This is a genomic window from Gemmatimonadota bacterium (assembly GCA_009841265.1).
Taxonomy (GTDB): domain Bacteria; phylum JAAXHH01; class JAAXHH01; order JAAXHH01; family JAAXHH01; genus JAAXHH01.
In genome coordinates this window covers 810,241-826,765 of the sequence record VXMB01000009.1, presented here as the reverse complement: position 1 = coordinate 826,765, position 16,525 = coordinate 810,241, and the positions used below count along the sequence as shown (strand labels likewise).

16 protein-coding genes are annotated in these 16,525 nt (G+C 63.2%); 6 read left to right on the top strand and 10 right to left on the bottom strand.

Annotated features, from left to right (window positions below):
* Positions 1-22: 22 nt before the first annotated feature.
* From F4X08_08470 to F4X08_08460, 3 genes are read right to left on the bottom strand one after another with little or no spacing between them, the layout of a single operon-like run.
* Complete coding sequence (locus F4X08_08470) at positions 23-1,492, bottom strand: sodium:solute symporter family protein (protein ID MYD25834.1); 1,470 nt, start codon at positions 1,490-1,492, stop codon at positions 23-25.
* Positions 1,482-1,694 carry a hypothetical protein gene (locus F4X08_08465; protein ID MYD25833.1) on the bottom strand — a complete coding sequence of 71 codons (213 nt, stop codon included), beginning with the start codon at positions 1,692-1,694 and terminating at the stop codon, positions 1,482-1,484. The genes F4X08_08470 and F4X08_08465 overlap by 11 nt, the downstream gene beginning before the upstream one ends.
* On the bottom strand, positions 1,675-3,030 hold the full coding sequence (locus F4X08_08460) for a sodium:alanine symporter family protein (GenBank protein ID MYD25832.1): 1,356 nt from the start codon (positions 3,028-3,030) through the stop codon (positions 1,675-1,677). The genes F4X08_08465 and F4X08_08460 overlap by 20 nt, the downstream gene beginning before the upstream one ends.
* 212 nt (positions 3,031-3,242) lie before the next feature.
* Between F4X08_08460 and F4X08_08455 the strand changes: the two genes are divergently transcribed.
* From F4X08_08455 to F4X08_08430, 6 genes are all read left to right on the top strand, one after another.
* The gene (locus F4X08_08455; protein MYD25831.1) at positions 3,243-4,232 is read left to right on the top strand and encodes a Gfo/Idh/MocA family oxidoreductase; all 990 of its coding nucleotides are present in this window, start codon (positions 3,243-3,245) and stop codon (positions 4,230-4,232) included.
* Between the two features lie 60 nt (positions 4,233-4,292).
* Positions 4,293-5,759 carry a CoA-acylating methylmalonate-semialdehyde dehydrogenase gene (locus tag F4X08_08450; protein ID MYD25830.1) on the top strand — a complete coding sequence of 489 codons (1,467 nt, stop codon included), beginning with the start codon at positions 4,293-4,295 and terminating at the stop codon, positions 5,757-5,759.
* Between the two features lie 27 nt (positions 5,760-5,786).
* Positions 5,787-6,869 (top strand): DUF362 domain-containing protein, encoded by a 1,083-nt coding sequence (locus tag F4X08_08445; GenBank protein MYD25829.1) that lies wholly within the window; start codon positions 5,787-5,789, stop codon positions 6,867-6,869.
* An 83-nt stretch (positions 6,870-6,952) separates the two neighbouring features.
* On the top strand, positions 6,953-8,098 hold the full coding sequence (locus F4X08_08440) for a hypothetical protein (protein ID MYD25828.1): 1,146 nt from the start codon (positions 6,953-6,955) through the stop codon (positions 8,096-8,098).
* 88 nt (positions 8,099-8,186) lie between these two features.
* The gene (locus F4X08_08435; protein ID MYD25827.1) at positions 8,187-9,443 is read left to right on the top strand and encodes a 4-hydroxy-3-methylbut-2-enyl diphosphate reductase; all 1,257 of its coding nucleotides are present in this window, start codon (positions 8,187-8,189) and stop codon (positions 9,441-9,443) included.
* Positions 9,444-9,460: 17 nt separating this feature from the next.
* On the top strand, positions 9,461-10,327 hold the full coding sequence (locus tag F4X08_08430) for a sugar phosphate isomerase/epimerase (protein MYD25826.1): 867 nt from the start codon (positions 9,461-9,463) through the stop codon (positions 10,325-10,327).
* Between the two features lie 63 nt (positions 10,328-10,390).
* Here F4X08_08430 and F4X08_08425 read toward each other — a convergent pair whose 3' ends face one another.
* From F4X08_08425 to F4X08_08395, 7 genes are all read right to left on the bottom strand, one after another.
* The gene (locus tag F4X08_08425) at positions 10,391-11,356 is read right to left on the bottom strand and encodes a Gfo/Idh/MocA family oxidoreductase (GenBank protein ID MYD25825.1); all 966 of its coding nucleotides are present in this window, start codon (positions 11,354-11,356) and stop codon (positions 10,391-10,393) included.
* A 91-nt stretch (positions 11,357-11,447) separates the two neighbouring features.
* The gene (locus tag F4X08_08420; protein MYD25824.1) at positions 11,448-13,202 is read right to left on the bottom strand and encodes a SpoIIE family protein phosphatase; all 1,755 of its coding nucleotides are present in this window, start codon (positions 13,200-13,202) and stop codon (positions 11,448-11,450) included.
* 39 nt (positions 13,203-13,241) lie between these two features.
* Positions 13,242-14,276, bottom strand: a complete 1,035-nt coding sequence (locus tag F4X08_08415; GenBank protein MYD25823.1) for an RluA family pseudouridine synthase — start codon at positions 14,274-14,276, stop codon at positions 13,242-13,244.
* On the bottom strand, positions 14,257-14,751 hold the full coding sequence (gene lspA, locus F4X08_08410; protein ID MYD25822.1) for a signal peptidase II: 495 nt from the start codon (positions 14,749-14,751) through the stop codon (positions 14,257-14,259). Before lspA ends, F4X08_08415 begins: the two co-directional genes overlap by 20 nt.
* A 1-nt stretch (position 14,752) precedes the next feature.
* Positions 14,753-15,127, bottom strand: a complete 375-nt coding sequence (locus F4X08_08405; protein ID MYD25821.1) for a TraR/DksA family transcriptional regulator — start codon at positions 15,125-15,127, stop codon at positions 14,753-14,755.
* Positions 15,117-15,875: a hypothetical protein gene (locus F4X08_08400; protein MYD25820.1), complete on the bottom strand. Its 759-nt coding sequence runs from the start codon at positions 15,873-15,875 to the stop codon at positions 15,117-15,119. The genes F4X08_08405 and F4X08_08400 overlap by 11 nt, the downstream gene beginning before the upstream one ends.
* Before the next feature lie 124 nt (positions 15,876-15,999).
* Positions 16,000-16,509 (bottom strand): DivIVA domain-containing protein, encoded by a 510-nt coding sequence (locus tag F4X08_08395; protein ID MYD25819.1) that lies wholly within the window; start codon positions 16,507-16,509, stop codon positions 16,000-16,002.
* Positions 16,510-16,525: the final 16 nt, after the last annotated feature.

Below are 16,525 nucleotides of genomic sequence, written 5' to 3'. Positions count from 1 at the left end.
ACGGGTGGTCGGTCATACGCGGTCAACCATCCCCCATGGCCTGCCGGATCGGGGTCATCACGGGATCGGTAACCGAATCGGGCGGCGGGGACGTGAAGAGCGACACCACGACGCCCACGATGGAAGTAGCCATGAAACTCCACGCGACGGGGATGAGGCCCGGGTTCGGCAGCCATTCGTAGAACATGGCGACGAGCACGGCGTTCCCGGCGACGATGGCCGTGATGGCGCCCGGGGCCGTGAACCGTCTCCAGTGCAGGCCGAGCAGCCAGATGGGCGTCAACGTGACGAAACCGGAGAAGGACAACTGGGCCAGGGCGAAAATGGAGGCCGGCCGGAGGATCACGATGTAGTAGGCGATCCCGCCGAGTATGACGAGGAACAGCCGGCCCAGCACCACCTGCCTGCGCTGGGACAGACCGTACCACACGTCGCGGGTGAGCATGGACGACAGGGTGAGCATCTGAGCGTCCAGGGTGGACATGACCGCCGCCAGGATGCCGGCCAGGGCGAGCCCCTGGATCAGGGGACCGAAGTGGCTGCGGATCACCATGGGGAAGACCATGTCGGAATCTCTGCCCACGAAATCCGGGAATTCGATGCGGCCCCACACGCCGTAGAGCGTGGCCACCAGCATCAACCCGATCATGATGATGGGATAATACCGGATGGAGTTCTTCAGTGATTTCACGTCTTTCGCGGCGAATACGCGCACCAGCAGATGGGGAAAGGCGAGGACGACCAGCCCCATGGCCATGCCCCAGACAAACCAGTTGCCCGTCGTGAAGGGCGGCGTGTCTTTCGTGGCCGTGAGTTCCGGGAAACGTCGGGCGACTTCCTGCATGACGCCTGATACACCGCCAAAATCGGCCGCGACGACGAAGATCGATACGTAGAGGAACACGCCGAAGACGAGGCCCTGGAACACGTTGGTCCACATGGTGGCCCGCATGCCGCCCGTGGTGGTGTAAAGCAGCGTGATGACCAGGATGCCAGCCGCCGCGACTTCGAAGGAGATGGCCTGCTGGGTGAACACGTCGACGGCCAGCCCCACGCCGGCGACGCCGGTGGACAGGTAGGGCAGCATGAAGACGAAGTACACGACGAAGAGCAGCCGGCCGAGGTTGGGGCTGTCGAGCCGGCGGGCGAGCAGTTCGGCGGGCGTCACGGCCTTCAGTTTCCGGGACGCGATCCACGCGGGGTAGCCGATGACGTAGTAGGCCACGGGGATGATCAGGGCCGCCATGGCCGCCGTGTAGCCGAACACCCCGTAGCCGTGATGGTAGGCCAGCCCCGAAATGCCCATGATCAGGAAGGGCGTGATGTTCGTGCCGAAGAGGGCCATGAACATGACGAGCGACTTGGCGAGGCGGCCCCCGAGGAAGTAGTCTTCGGCCGTCGGCTGGGACCGGCGGAATGCGGCGGCGCCGATGCCCAATACCACGGCGAAGTACACCACCACCACGACGTATATGGTCGTTTCAGGACCCATCGAAGTCCCGCCATACGTATTTGGTGAAGTAGAGGACGAGCGCGGCGGCGGCAATCACCCAGACGATGTGGTAGGCCAGGTCTACAGGGAGCCAGCCGAAGAGCGGGGGAGGGGAGATGCCGTGGTTGAAGAAATCGACGTGGAGCGCGGCCAGCACGACCACGAGCACCCAGAATATCCGTCTATGCTGTCTTCGCGTCATGTCTGCCGAAGTACCGCCGGGTTTCCGCGGCGACGATGGGAGAAAGGAAGAGCAGGGCGACCAGGTTGGGGAAGGCCATCAGTCCGTTCATGATATCGGAGACTCCCCAGACCAGTTCCAGTTCCGACACGGCGCCGACCCCTACGAAGAGGCAGAACAGCATGCGGTAAGGCAACGCGGAGCGTTCACCGAGCAGGTATACGACCGATTTCTCGCCATAGTAACTCCAGCCCAGGATCGTCGAATAGGCGAACAGAACCAGGCCCACGGCGACCAGGTATCCCCCGAATCCGCCCGGCAGGCCGCTGGCGAAAGCCGCCGCGGTGAGCGGCGCGCCCGTGTCGCCCGACAGCCAGACCCCCGTACCGATGATGGTGAAACCGGTGATCGTGCACACGACCAGGGTGTCGATGAAGGTCTGGGTCATGGACACCAGGGCCTGGGTGACCGGGTCCTTCGTCTGGGCGGCCGCGGCGGCGATGCCCGCGCTGCCCAGGCCGGACTCGTTGGAGAAGATGCCTCTGGCCACGCCGAACTGTACCGCCTGCCGGACCATCGCGCCCGCGAAACCCCCGGCGGCCGCGGCGGGCGTGAATGCATGGGTGACCACGAGCTCGAAGATGCCCGGGATCGCCGAGGCGTTCAACAGGATGGCGGTAAGTCCGCCGAGGATGTACAGCACGATCATCGTGGGGACGATCAGGCTGGCCGCCCGGCCGATGCTCTTGATCCCACCGATCAGGACCAGCCCCGTGCCGATCATCAGGACGACGCCGGTGACCCACGGGTCCACGCCGAAACTGCTCTGGAGCACGTCGGCCATGGAGTTCGACTGGGTCATGTTGCCGATGCCGAAGGCCGCGAGCGCCGCGAACAGCGCGTAGGCCGCCCCCATCCACTTCCAGCCCATGGCGTTGGAGATGTAGTACATGGGGCCGCCCTTCATGAGCCCCTTCGAATCCGTCTCGCGGTACTTGACCGACAGGACCGCTTCCGAGTATTTCGTGGCCATGCCCACCAGGCCCGTCATCCACATCCAGAAAAGCGCGCCGGGTCCCCCGGCCGCGATGGCCGTGGCCACGCCGGCGATGTTTCCCGTACCGACGGTCGCCGCCAGCGCGGTCATCAGGGCCTGGAAGTGGCTGATATCGCCTTCGGCGCCGGCTTCGCGACGCCTGAAGAATGCCAGGTGGAGCGCGTGCCACAGGGAGCGGAACTGCACGCCTTTCAACAGTATGGTCAGGTAGAGTCCCGTGCCGCCCAGCAGCACCAGCAAGGACACTCCCCATACCAGGGCCTGCACGTTGCCGACGTATTCAAGCAGCGAGTTTTCCATGAGGTCTTCCATGCGAGGGTGATGAGGCAGACAACGAAGGCCAACCTATGAGCCCGGCGGAACGCCTGTCAAGCACTTTCCATTTTGTTGCTTGATCTTTAAACGCCCCGTTTTTATAGTGAACCATCGCCGGTAACGGTCGGCAACGACCGGGTCCGGTACTTTATCTCATCATTCCAGTTGTAACCAGGCCATCTCGAGGACCACGCTTCATGGAAACGCTCCGAATCGGCATTGCGGGCGCCGGCGGCATGGGCGGCCACCACGCCCGGTTGCTGTCCGCCCGAGAAGACGTCCGGGTCGTGTCTCTGTTCGATACCGATCCGGTCGCGATGAACCGGATGGAAAAGACCCTGGGGCCGTCCGCACAGGGATTGAACCACTACGCTTCGCTCGAGTCGATGATCGACGGGGAGACATTGGACGCCATCGTCATCGCGACGCCCCATACCCGCCACGCGGATCAGGTCCGGACGAGCCTGGAGGCGGAACTGCACGTGCTCGTGGAAAAACCCATGGCAACGACGACGCGGGACGCACGGGACTTCATCAAATACTCGGAACGGGCGGACCGGGTGCTGGCCGTCGCCTACCAGCGACACGGCGAGGGGAAGTTCATCAAGGCCCGAGAGATGATCGGGGACGGCGTCATCGGCGACGTGCGCCTCGTCCACGTAATCATCGCCCAGGACTGCCTGGGGATCTTCAGCCCGGGTGCCTCGTGGCGCGCCGATCCCGAGCTGTCCGGCGGCGGGCACTTCATGGACACGGGCAGCCATATCAATGACATCCTGCTGTGGACGACGGGCCTGGAACCGAAGTCCGTCCACGCGTTCATCAACCCGGAAGGCACCCAGGTCGACGTGAATACGGCCATCTCGGTGGAGTTCACGAACGGCGCCGTCGGCAACCTGTCCTACACCTCCATGTCGCCCGAATGGCGCGAGGAGTTCACCTTCTACGGCACCGAAGGCGTGATGCGTTTCGGCGCTTCCGAGCCCCTCTTCGTCCATCGGAAGGGAGAGGATATCCGGCTGCCGCAGACTCCGGGCCGGGGGAAGCCCCCGGCGGAGAACTTCATCGAGGCCATCCTGGGCGAAGCGGAAGTGCAGGCCCCGCCGATCTGCGGCCTGCGCGTCGTGCAGTTGACCGAGGCGGCCTACAAATCGGCGGAGAGCGGCAAGCCCGAAGCCGTGGGCTGATCGATATCGCTTACATCCAACCTACTCAAATTGTACCCGAGGAAGAAACCGAGGAAGCACATGCGTGATCAGAAAACGAACGGATGCCCACTGTTCATCGGAGGTAACTGGACCGGCGCGTTAGACGCGGCCACGGAACCGGTTTTCAATCCATCGGACGGCAGCGTGATCGCGAGGACGCCCATGTGCGGCGCTTCCGAAGTCGATGCCGCGGTTCGAGCCGCCCGGGAAGCCTTGTCAGATTGGTCGGCCACGCCGGTCGTGGACCGGGCCAGGATACTCTTCCGGTACGTGCATCTGCTCGAAGCGCATTTCGAGGAACTTTCCAGGCTGGTCACGCGGGAGCACGGCAAGACCCTGGAGGAAGCCCGAGGCTCGGTGCGGAGGGGCATCGAGGTCGTGGAGTTTGCCTGCGGGGCGCCGACGCTGCTCATGGGAGACGCACTGGAAGAGATTGCCAGCGGGATCGATTGCGACACCATCCGGCAGCCCGTGGGTGTCTGCGCGGGGATTACGCCCTTCAACTTCCCAGCGATGGTTCCCATGTGGATGTATCCCATCGCCATCGTCTGCGGAAACACCTTCGTGCTCAAGCCGTCGGAAAAGGTGCCGCTGACCGCCGTCAGGCTCGTGGAACTCCTGCAGGAAGCCGGACTGCCGCCCGGCGTGATGAACCTCGTGCACGGCGGCGTGGATGTGGTCAACGCCCTCTGCACCCATCCAGGCATCGATGCCGTTTCCTTCGTCGGGTCTTCGCCCGTGGCCCGGCACGTCTACCAGACCGCGACGGCTCACGGCAAGCGCGTGCAGGCGGCCGGCGGCGCAAAGAACTACATGGTCATCCTGCCTGACGCGGATCCGGAATTCACGGTGGATGCCCTGATTGGATCGGTATACGGCTGCGCCGGGGAGCGGTGCATGGCCGGCAGCGTGGCGGTGACGGTGGATGATGCAGCCCGACGCGTGCTGCCTCCGCTGCGCGAAGCCCTGGACGGGATGAAGATCGGCCCGACGGACCGGGATCCCGAGGCGGACATGGGGCCGGTGGTAACCCGGCAGCACCTCGACAAGGTGCACGGATACATTGCCGCGGGCCTGTCGGACGGCGCTTCGCTCTACCGCGATGGCCGGGGGGTCGAAGTGCCGGAAACGCCGGACGGATTCTACCTGGGTCCCACGATTTTCGACGAAGCGTCCACCGGCATGAAGATCGTCCGCGAGGAGATCTTCGGTCCGGTCCTCTCCGTAATCCGCACCGAAAGCCTCGACAAGGGCATAGAGGCTTGCAACCAGAGCGGATTCGGCAACGCCGCGGTCCTGTTCACGGGCGACGGAAAGGCCGCCCGGACGTTCAGGAACCGGGTGAGCGCGGGGATGGTGGGTATCAACGTGGGCGTGCCGGCCCCCATGGCGTTCTTCCCGTTCTCGGGCTGGAACGGCTCGTTCTTCGGCGACCTGCACATCCAGGGAAAGGAAGGTTTTGCCTTCTATACGCGGCAGAAAGTCACCATGAGCCGGTGGGCGTGATCGCGGCGGGCCACGCGAGATGAGAATATGTCCAGACCCGATGTGTATATCCTTAAAACCCGCCTGGACGGCGAAGACGCGTTGAGCGATGCGGCCTTCGCCGGACCGGCTCGTGAGATGCTGCGCGCACTGGACGTCGATCCCGGCAACCGCGCCGTGATGATGAAGCCCAACGTCACCGCCGGGGCGCCGCGGAACAGCGGTATCGTCACCCATCCGGCCTTCGTGGCCGGTCTCGTCGATTACTTCGTCGAAGACGTGGGCGTTCCGGTCGACGAGGTATACGTCGGTGAAGCGACCAGCCGGCTGACTTCGAAGGCCCAGCGCGACCTGGCCTGGGCCCGAAGCGGCTACACGGAGATGGCGCGCGAAAAACGCGTGCGGTTGCTCGAGCTGGCGGACTACGGCAACGTGCGCGTCACCCCGGGGAACACGGTTCAGCTTCACAACATCGGGATTTCTCGCTGGGCGGCCGCGGAGAACGTATTCTATGTCAACGTACCCAAGCTGAAGACCCACAACCTGGGCGTGGTCACCCTGTGTGGCAAGAACCAGCAGGGCGTCATGATTCCGGTCACGGAACGGCACCTCTGTTCGGACGCGTGGCGCGCCACGTTCGGGCGCGACGACCGGCGAAAGCAGGGAAGGGAATGGATGGGCGTCGAGGACCACGAGGCCTGGCAGCGGACCATCGCCCACATGCACTGGGACGTTTTCCTGGCCTGCCAGCCCGATTTCAACGTGGTGGAGGGCATCGTGGGGCGGGACGGAAACGCCTTCTACCTGGGTCGTAACTTTCCCGCCGGACTCGTCGTTGCCGGCGCATCCATGGCCGCGGTGGACCTCGTGGCGGCCCATCTCATGGGCTTCGAACCCGGGAACCTGGTATATCTGCAGGTCGGGATCGAACGGGGACTGTGCCCGCCCTCGATCGATGACGTGAACGTGCATCTGGTCCGGGATGGCGAGGTGGACGGATTGATCGATCCGGATCAATACCGGGCCGATCCTCCCTTCGAAGTGTACCGCGACATCCCCGCGGACTACGCCAAAAAAGACCTGTTCGACGAATACGATCCGAACGCCGAGGATTTCCAGATAACCGCCTGAAGATGGGGCGGTCTCTCGGCGGGACGCATCCCGGATGGTCTCCCATGACCCAGGTGGAACCGGATCCCCTGTACGCCGCGTTGATGTCGCCTGTAACACGCGACTTCACCCACGGTTTTCTTCCTCCCGAGGATCCCCTTTCTCGCCTGCCCGAACCCTTCGGAGATTGGGAACTGGCCGGCAGCGTGCTGCCCAAGCTGGCCCTGACGCGGTATATCCGCCCCACGATAGAGGATCTTCCCCCCTTTCCGGGGTGCAGCCTTGAAACCCTGGCCGAGCATGAACGGGCCATGAGCCTGCTTTCCTTCCTGGCCAACATGTACGTTTTCGCCCCCGATCACCCTGTGGCCACGGCCATCCCCCGGAACCTGGCCACGGCCTGGCACGGCGTAGCCTGCCGCCTTGGACGACCGCCCATGCTGACCTACGCCTCCCAGGTCATGTACAACTGGCGCAGATTCGATCGCCAGGGTCCCGTTGAGGTCGGCAATCTCCACATGATGCTGAATTTCCTCGGCGGGATGGACGAAGAGTGGTTCGTTACGATCCACGTGCATATCGAGGCGGTCTCGGGGAGGGCGCTCTCCGTGCTGATCCCCGGTCAGGACGCGGTGGCGCGGGGCGACGCCGGCACCGTTACGCGCTGCCTGGACGCCGTGACCGGGACGCTCAACGAAATGCGGGCGGTCCTGGAACGCATGACGGAACGGTGCGATCCCAATACCTACTATCACCGGGTCAGGCCGTACATGTTCGGCTGGAAGAACAACCCCGAGCTTCCCGAAGGCATGGTGTATTCGGGCGTGGAGGCCTATGAAGGAAAGCCCCGGCAGTTCCGCGGTGAAACCGGGGCGCAGAGCGCGGTCATTTACGCCGTGGACGGTTTTCTCGGGATCGAGCACGGTTACGATGAGATGCGGGCCTACCTGATGGAAATGCGCGACTACATGCCGGTGCAGGACCGGCACTTCATCGAGACGGTGGAAGCGGGACCCTCCGTCCGGGCGTTCGTCCTTGAACGAGGGAACGGCGAGCCCGGCCTGAAAAACGCCTACAACGCCGCGGTGAAGGCGCTGTACGAATTCCGGCGGCTGCATATCGAGTACGCCGCCATGTACGTGCTCAAGCCCGGGCAGCAGGAGAACAAGGGCCACGTGGGCACGGGCGGCACGCCCTTTACCGTCTACCTTAAAAAACATATCGACGAAACCCTCGCGCACCGGATCTAGCCGGTACTGAGCCGAAAACCGTTGCCCTCACGGGCGCTTTCCGTTAAATTGGTATACCGGTAAAGGCCATATCCACAAGGGCTTAGCGATGGCGCGCCAGTTCGACATTCCCAGCTACTATAAGAGTGAAATCACCTCCCGGATCAAGCAGGGCCGGCGGCTGGTAGATCCCAAGAAGAAGGACCTGACGCCCTCCGTGCTGGATTTCGGTGGCGTACGGTTCGTTTTCGCCCGTCATTTCGGTTTCTGCTACGGCGTGGAAAACGCGATCGAGATTGTGTACAAGACGCTGGAGGAAAACCCGGATAAGCGGATCTTCCTGCTTAGCGAGATGATCCACAATCCGAATGTCAATACCGACCTGCAGTCCAGGGGCATCCAGTTCATCCATACCACCCTAGGCGAACAGCTCATTCCCTGGGACGAACTGACCCGGGACGACCTGGTTGTCGTCCCCGCCTTCGGCACCACGGTGGAGGTCAAGGAAATGCTGACCCGCCGCGGGATCGATTTCTGCACGTACGATACGACCTGCCCCTTCGTCGAGAAGGTCTGGACCCGGGGCGGACAGATCGGCCAGCAGGGGTTCACGGTCGTCATTCACGGCAAGCCCCGGCACGAAGAGACGCGCGCAACCTTTTCACACAGCGTCCAGCAGGCCCCGACCGTCGTGGTGCGGAACCGGGAGGAAACTCACATCCTCGCCGATATCATCACGGGGGAGGTCGACACGGACCGGTTCTTCGAAGTATTCGGCGACAACTGCTCGGAGGGTTTCGATCCGGAAATCCATCTGAACCGGGTCGGCGTGATCAACCAGACCACCATGCTCGCCAGCGAGACCCACGAGATCGCGCGGCTGATCAGGGAAGCGCTGGAGGAACGGCACGGCCCCGAGCGCATCGCCGATCACTTCGCCGATACTTCCGACACCCTGTGCTACGCGAGTAACGAGAACCAGAACGCCACCTACGCCATGATCGACAAGGGGGCGGACGTCGCCCTCGTCGTCGGCGGCTACAACTCGTCCAACACCTCCCACCTGGTGGAGCTCTGCGAGGAAACGATCAGCACCTTCTTCATCAACAGCAGCAAGGACATCCTGTCGGACAGGCAGATCCGCCACTTCGACCTGGAATCCAAGTCGATCGTCGCGACCATAGACTGGCTTCCGGCCACCCGGCCCGTCGACATCATCCTGACCTGCGGAGCGTCCTGTCCCGATATCATGCTGGACAACGTATTGCTGCGCATCCTCTCTTTCTTTCCCGATGCACCGCCCGTAACGGAAGTCCTCGCCGAATACGAGCATACGGTCCGCCCGCCCGTCGTTTCCGCCTCGTGAGCCCACCCGGGAGTGCCATGCAGATCGGGGTCAGTTCATACAGCTACAGCCGGCTGGTCCGAAGCGGCGAGATGACGGAATTCGACGCCATCCGCAAGACGGCGGAACTCGGATACGACGTGATCGAGTTCTCCTCGCTGCACCCGCCCGGAGGCGAGCCGTTCGAACGGTATGCTCCCGATGTGCGCGCGGCCTGCGATGGGGCGGGTCTTCCCATCGCCAACTACACGGTCGGCGCGGATTTCATCAACGGTAGCGGGGGAGACTGGCAACGCGAGGTGGAGCGGGTGAAAGACGAGGTGCGCATTGCCCACCTGCTCGGCGCGCCCGGCATGCGCCACGATGCCACGAGGGGATTCCCCGACAGCCGTCCCGGCGAGCGTTCATTCGATGATGCCCTGGCCGTCCTCGTCCCTGCGATCCGGGCGGTCACGGAGTTCGCTGCGGACCTGGGCGTCCGGACCATGGTGGAGAACCACGGGATGTTCTGCCAGGACAGTGAGCGGGTGGAAAGACTGGTCAATGGCGTGAATCACGAGAATTTCGGCGTGCTCATCGACATTGGCAACTTCCTGTGCGTGGACGAACCGCCAGACGCCGCCGTGGGACGCCTGATCCCCTACGCCTTTCACGTCCACGCCAAGGACTTCCACACCCGGCCGGGCACGGCCACCGACCCCGGTGAGGGATGGTTCCGGACCCGGGGCGGCAACTATCTCAGGGGCGCTATCGTCGGCCACGGGGAAGTCCCCCTGGCGTCCTGCCTGCACGTCCTCTCACGCCACGGATACGATGGCGTGCTTTCCATCGAATTCGAAGGACTCGAGCACCCCGTCGACGGCGTTCGCATCGGACTCGACAACCTCAGGCACTACCTGGGCTGACCAGGCCGGCACGGTACCGTCCGGGGCGGCTCGTCCACGGAGCATTCCGGCTGACCGTGCGGTCTACGTGAGTTGGATGACCTCCCCCGATTCCATGGACTCATTCGCCGCGAGGGTGACAGCGAGGCTGTTGACGACGTCGCCGTAGGCCGATCGGATGAGGGATGGATTCTCCTCTTCGATGGCCTGCAGGAAAAGTTCGTTCTCGAGCTGGTAAGGGTTGTTCCGGCCGGGATACCGCACCGTTTCTTCTTCGCGCACGACCTCCAGGTTGCCTCCGGCGATCTTCACCGTGAGCCCCCGGGCAATGACCTCCAGGGCGGTTCCGTAACCCTGTTCGGCGACACAGGAAGAGAGTATGGTGGCCACGGCGCCGCTTTCGAACACGAGCGACACCGTGCTGGCGTCCTCCACGTCGTAGTTCGGCAGATCCAGCATCCGTCCCTTCGTCCCCGCCGCGTAGACGCTGACCACGTCTCCCATGAGGTACCGCGCGCAGTCGTACACGTGCGTGGTCTGCTCCACGATCTGTCCACCCGATTTGGACTTCACGCGCCACCAGGGGGATCCGGGCGTGTTCCCGATCCAGTATCCGATCGCCAGGGCCGGCCGCACGCCGGACAGCAGGTTCCGCGCCTTTTCCGTCGCGTCCAGGTACCGCCAGTTGTACCCCACGCACGAGAGGACGCCACGTTCTTCGACTTTTGCCGCGATGTCACGCGCGGTATCGACGTCCAGCGCCTGCGGTTTCTCGACGAACAGGTGGAGGTTGCGTTCCAGCACGGCCATTTCGGGATCGCCGTGGGCGAAGGGCGGGAGGCACACGTACACGGCATCCAGTTCTTCCCGGCCCAGCATCTCGCGGTAGTCGCCGTACGCGCGGCCTCCGCACCGGTCGGCCGCCGCCTGCGCGCGCTCGACCTGGATGTCCGCGTACGCCACGAGTTCGGCCCGCTCGATTTCCGGCAGGAGTCCCAGGTGCATGCCCGCAATGCCGCCGGTTCCGATAAACCCTATACGAACGCCCATGCGAAGTCCTCCGCTGTTCCCTGCGCGTGAATCCCACGTTGACCGGCCATGCCTGCCGCCGGTCCACCCTTGAAACCTATGGTTCCTTCTTTCATGATTCCTTCTTTACGACGATCATCGTCGTGTCGTCGTCCTGGCCGCCGCCGCCCACGAAGGCGCGCCACACTGCGATCACGTGGTCCCGGATCTCCTCGACCGGACAGTCATGACAGTCCTTGATCGCCTGTTCCAGCCGTTCGATGCCGAATATCTCGTCTTCCAGGTTGGACTTCTCGATGAGGCCGTCCGAATACAGGACCACGACGTCTCCATCGTCCAGGTACACGCGACCGTCCTCGAAACTCGCGTCCTCGAACGAACCGACGATCAGGCCCCCTGCGTGAAGATTGACCGTTTCACCGGATTTCCGGCACAGCAGGGGCGGTGGATGACCGGCGTTGCAGTAGACGAAGGTGTTTTCCTGCAGGTTCGCGATACCGTAGAACAGGGTGGCGAACCGGTCCGCGGACGTGACCTCGTAAAGGACCTCGTTGACGTGACCGATGACGTAACTCGGAAGGTAGACGTAGTAATTGGCGAATTCGTGGAACGACGTATAGAGCGAAGCCATGGTCAGCGCGGCGGGAATACCCTTGCCGACCACGTCGCCCACGGCCACGCCCAGCTGCTTGTCCGAAAATGGAATGAAATCATAGAAGTCGCCCCCGACCTCCCTGCTGGGTTCGCTGAATGCGGCCAGGGAAAGGCCTTTCACATCGGGCACGGCGCGAGGCAGCAAGGCGCGCTGAATCTCGCCGGCGACCTCCAGTTCCCGGTCCAGCAACCGGCTCCGCCGCGCGTCATCGAAGAGGCGCGCGTTCTGAATGGCGATACTCGCCTGGGATGCAAAGGCCTCCAGCAGGGACTGGGCCTCCTCGTCGTAGGCGTTCGCCCGGTCGTTTTCGATGTTGAAGACCCCGATGACCTGGTTCCCGGAAAGCATGGGAACGGCCATTTCCGATTTCGTGCCCGGCCGGTGCTGCACGTACCGGTCGTCCAGGGACACGTCCGGCACGATGATCGCCTTTCCGGTCTCGGCCGCGGATCCGCTGATGCCTTCGCCCATCTTCAGGTTGATCGCGTCCAGATCCGGCGAATATCCCCGGATGGTCTGTTCGACTACCGCGTTCTGGTCCTCGTCGAGCAGGAAGATGACCGCCGCATCGTAGGGCACCACGGTCTGCAGCGCGTCGATGATGAGGTTCAGGACCTCGCCCAGGTCCAGCGAACTGCTGATCCGCTTGCCCACCTCGTACAGGGCGGTCCGGTGGATCATCTCCCGCCGGGCCAGTTTGAAATGCAACAGACGCGTGACCGCGTAGCCGGCGTGGCGCGCCAGGGAGATGGTTACCTCGAGGCGTTCCGGGTCGAAACCGGTCTCGCCGGACGCCATGGCCGCGAGCAGGACGCAGTGAAACCGTTCGTCGATCTGGTGATGGAAAAGTACGGCCTGGCCCGTCAGCACATCGCGGCCGGACACGGTCTGCAGGGGCCAGTCCAACTGCCGGACGTCCTCGACCAGCCGGGTGCTCGGCTGGGCTCGCAGCCAGTCCAGCAACGCCTCGACCTCACGCTCCGTACCGGGCAGGATTAAATATCGGCCGGTAGTTTCGAAGACGATCCGGTTCGAGACGCAGTCCACCATGAAGAACCGGCAGGCTTCCGCACCGGACAGCTCCAGCGAGATCTCTTCGATCGCAGCGGACAGGTCGGCTTCTCCCGTTGCGGCCGTCATGCGGGTCAGCCCATCGACCACACGGTGCCACAGGATATCCGAACGCGCTTCGACGACTGTTGAATCGAGCATGGCGATATCGGGAAAGTGCGCCTCGTTTTGCGGGCGGTTTCAGGCCCCTTGTCGTACCGATCGGAGGCCGGTCGTACACGTACTGTCGGACAGCATGGCGACAGCCTGTTTCATGTCGTCGGGCAGGATGGCCTTGAAGGAATGGGTCCGGCCCGAGAAGGGATGGATAAACTCCAGTTCGGATGCATGCAGCGCCTGCCGCCGCAGGACATCCAGCATCTCTTTCAATTTCGGACGGCGCCGTGGCGCCGTGCCCGCCAGTCGCTTGTGCCGCCCCCCGTAGACCGGATCGCCGATGACGGGATGGCCCAGGTGGGCCAGATGAACCCTGATCTGGTGTGTACGGCCGGTTTCCAGCGCCAGGGCCAGCAACGACCCGTCCTCCATGGATTCGCTCACGCGGTAATGGGTGACGGCCCGGCGGCCGCGGCTCTCTTCCACCACGGCCATCCGCTGCCTGAACCGGGGATGCCGTCCGACCGGCGCGTCGATCGTCCCCGAGGGTTCGGCGAAACTGCCCCATGCCAGGCCGGTGTAGCCGCGTTTTATGCGCCGCTCGGCCAGCTGTCGGGAGAGAAACGCGTGGGCGTCTTCCCGTTTCGCCACGATCATCAGACCGGACGTATCCTTGTCCAGGCGATGTACGATACCCGGCCGGACCGGATCGTCGAACTGCTCCAGGCTTCCGCAGTGGTGCAACAGGGCATTTACCAGCGTCGAACGCGCATGACCGCAGGCCGGATGCACGACCATGCCCGCCGCCTTGTTCACCACCAGGAGCGCTTCGTCTTCGTAGACGATGTCCAGTGGGATGGGCTCCGGCTCCGCGGTCGAGGGAGGGGTTTCGGGTATGGTCACGGCGACGACGTCGCCTTCGGAAACCCCGTGGCCGCACTTTTCCACGACGACCGAGTTGACCGAAACCGCGCCGGCCCGGATCCAGCGCTGTATTCTCGACCTGGTTACCGGCAGGTCCGTTTCCGACAGGTACCGGTCCAGTCGCCACTGGGACTGCGAGGCGGGCACCACGGTCTCGACGAAGGATCCCTCCCATTCATCCGGAAGGCGCTTCATCGTTCAATATCCGGTTGATGGCGGACAGTCGCGTGAACAGGAGGATGATCCCGATGGTGATGGCGGAGTCCGCCACGTTGAATACGGGCCATCGGTACGCTCCCACGCCGATATCGATGAAATCCGTAACCGCGCCGTAGACCGCGCGATCGATCAGGTTGCCGATCGCGCCGCCCAGTATGCTCATCATCGCATACCGTCCCCACCGCTCGACGGGGGGAAGCCTGAACAGGTAGTAGATCATGACCGCGCAGGCGATAACCGACAGCACCAGGTAGAACCAGCGGCCGCCGAGGGTGATGCCGAACGCGGCTCCGGGATTCTGAATGTACGTTAACTGGACCACTTCCCCCAGGAGGGGATAGGACTGGTGAAGCGCCATCCCCTGCTGAACGGCGATCTTGGTAATCTGGTCCAGGATCAGGATACCGGCGCAGACGACGGCCGGCTTTGCCAAAGCTTTCAGTCCGGAAATGTTAGATCAGACCTCGTTCTTCCTTGGACTTGCACTCAATGCACATACGGGCGTGGGGTACGGCCTCGAGCCGGGCCTTGCCGATTTCTCCATTGCATACGTAGCAAAGTCCGTAGGCGCCGTTCTTGATGCGCTCCAGGGCTTCGTCGATATGAAACAGGAATCGACCCTCGCGGGAGGCGAGGTCATAGGCCTGTTCCTGCTCCATCGATTCGGTACCCTGGTCCGCCGGGTGTTCCGAAAAGGGATAACTGCCTGCGACATCGCGCGCCGCAGAGTTAATCGTCTTGTTTCCGAAATAGCCCAACTCATGCAACAGCGTTTCGCGTTTTTCGAGCAGGAGCTTTTCGAATCGTTTCAGATCTTCACCCGTCATCCATACCTCCACGGCAAAGAAGACATTGATTGATGATAGCAGCCAACCTACCGTAATCCTCACTTCGCGCGGGTATCGACGAACATAAGACTTTTCCGTCGACCGTCAAACTCTTTTCAACGACTCCCACCGCGGCGACCGGCAGGCCGCAGTGTACGGCCGTAATCACTTCATCCAGCAAACCTTCGCCGACCACGTCGATTCCCGTCCGGACCCACACGGCGAACTCCTCACCGGCCCCGGACCGTGCGACCCGTCCATACACGACGCCCCGCAGCTCAAGTCCCAGTGAGGCCGCGCCTCTTTTGAGAGCGTTCGACCAGCGTGCGTCATAGGGCGCGCCCATGTCGGGATACCTCGGACCCAGCCGTTCGTCGTTTGGTCCCCGAAGCGGATTCTCGCCGGTGCAGTTTACATGGTCGTCCACGATCACGAATGAACCCGCTTCGCATCCGCGATTCAGCGCGGAACATCCGGTTGCGCACAAAAGGCTTTCGGCCCGGAGCATCCGCAGGACCCGCACCGCATCGATGCGGCGTTCCGGGTCCATGGCCCTTCCCAGGCAGGGAAGCAATACCGGCCCCGCCCGGTACACGGTTTCAAAGGGCGCCCAGGATTCGGGCGCACTCACCGTGCTCCAGGGACAGGCCTCAGGAGGTAATTCCGGGAGCGACAGGCCGACGATCCTGTTTCCCCGCAAGCGATCGTCCATCCTGCCGGCCAGCCGAGAGATTCGCTCGTATGTCATTCGTTCGCGTGTGTCTGCCTTTAGATATCGGGCGACCCCCGGAATCAACCCGATCGGGATTCAGCCTGGCCGGGATTCAGCCTGGCCGGAAATCAGCCCGGCCGACGTTTACCCTGGCCGGAAATCAGCCTGGCCGGGGTTGTGGTGCGGGGCCCGGCGCCGGATGCTCGCCGCTTTCCCGGTCCATGCTCCGCATGGCGTCGAGTTGCTCCTGGTGGGATTCGAGCAGAATCCTGAATTTGACCTCGTAGTCCTTCCTCAACGTGGTGAGCGCGCCCAGTTCCCGCTTGATTTCAGCGACCTGGTTGTTCGCGTCGGAGATCCACCGGTCCGCCTTGTTCTCCGCATCTTTCAATACGTTCTCCGCTTCTTTCATCGCATTGGCCTTCATGTCGTGAATGACCTTCTGCGCGGACACGAGCGCGTCCTCGAGCAGTTTCCGCCTCCGGCCCACATCGGACAACTCGCTGTCCATTTCCGCCATCCTGGCCCGCAGCGAGTCGTTTTCCTTTGCAAGGTCTTCGAACGCGCCGGCGGCACTGTTCAGAAACGCTTCCACTTCATCCATATCGTAGCCGCTGACCCAGCGCGTCTTGAATTTCCTTTCCCGTATTTCCTCCGGGCTGATGTCCATGCGTTCACCTCTGTTT

Coding starts and splice junctions, on each gene's coding strand:
- F4X08_08470 (MYD25834.1), bottom strand. CDS start 1,492: ATGGGTCCTGAAACGACCATATACGTCGTGGTGGTGGTGTACTTCGCC.
- F4X08_08440 (MYD25828.1), top strand. CDS start 6,953: ATGTCGCCTGTAACACGCGACTTCACCCACGGTTTTCTTCCTCCCGAG.
- F4X08_08420 (MYD25824.1), bottom strand. CDS start 13,202: ATGCTCGATTCAACAGTCGTCGAAGCGCGTTCGGATATCCTGTGGCAC.
- F4X08_08415 (MYD25823.1), bottom strand. CDS start 14,276: ATGAAGCGCCTTCCGGATGAATGGGAGGGATCCTTCGTCGAGACCGTG.
- F4X08_08400 (MYD25820.1), bottom strand. CDS start 15,875: ATGACATACGAGCGAATCTCTCGGCTGGCCGGCAGGATGGACGATCGC.
- F4X08_08450 (MYD25830.1), top strand. CDS start 4,293: ATGCGTGATCAGAAAACGAACGGATGCCCACTGTTCATCGGAGGTAAC.
- F4X08_08395 (MYD25819.1), bottom strand. CDS start 16,509: ATGGACATCAGCCCGGAGGAAATACGGGAAAGGAAATTCAAGACGCGC.
- F4X08_08455 (MYD25831.1), top strand. CDS start 3,243: ATGGAAACGCTCCGAATCGGCATTGCGGGCGCCGGCGGCATGGGCGGC.
- F4X08_08460 (MYD25832.1), bottom strand. CDS start 3,030: ATGGAAAACTCGCTGCTTGAATACGTCGGCAACGTGCAGGCCCTGGTA.
- F4X08_08425 (MYD25825.1), bottom strand. CDS start 11,356: ATGGGCGTTCGTATAGGGTTTATCGGAACCGGCGGCATTGCGGGCATG.
- F4X08_08445 (MYD25829.1), top strand. CDS start 5,787: ATGTCCAGACCCGATGTGTATATCCTTAAAACCCGCCTGGACGGCGAA.
- F4X08_08435 (MYD25827.1), top strand. CDS start 8,187: ATGGCGCGCCAGTTCGACATTCCCAGCTACTATAAGAGTGAAATCACC.
- F4X08_08465 (MYD25833.1), bottom strand. CDS start 1,694: ATGACGCGAAGACAGCATAGACGGATATTCTGGGTGCTCGTGGTCGTG.
- F4X08_08405 (MYD25821.1), bottom strand. CDS start 15,127: ATGACGGGTGAAGATCTGAAACGATTCGAAAAGCTCCTGCTCGAAAAA.
- F4X08_08430 (MYD25826.1), top strand. CDS start 9,461: ATGCAGATCGGGGTCAGTTCATACAGCTACAGCCGGCTGGTCCGAAGC.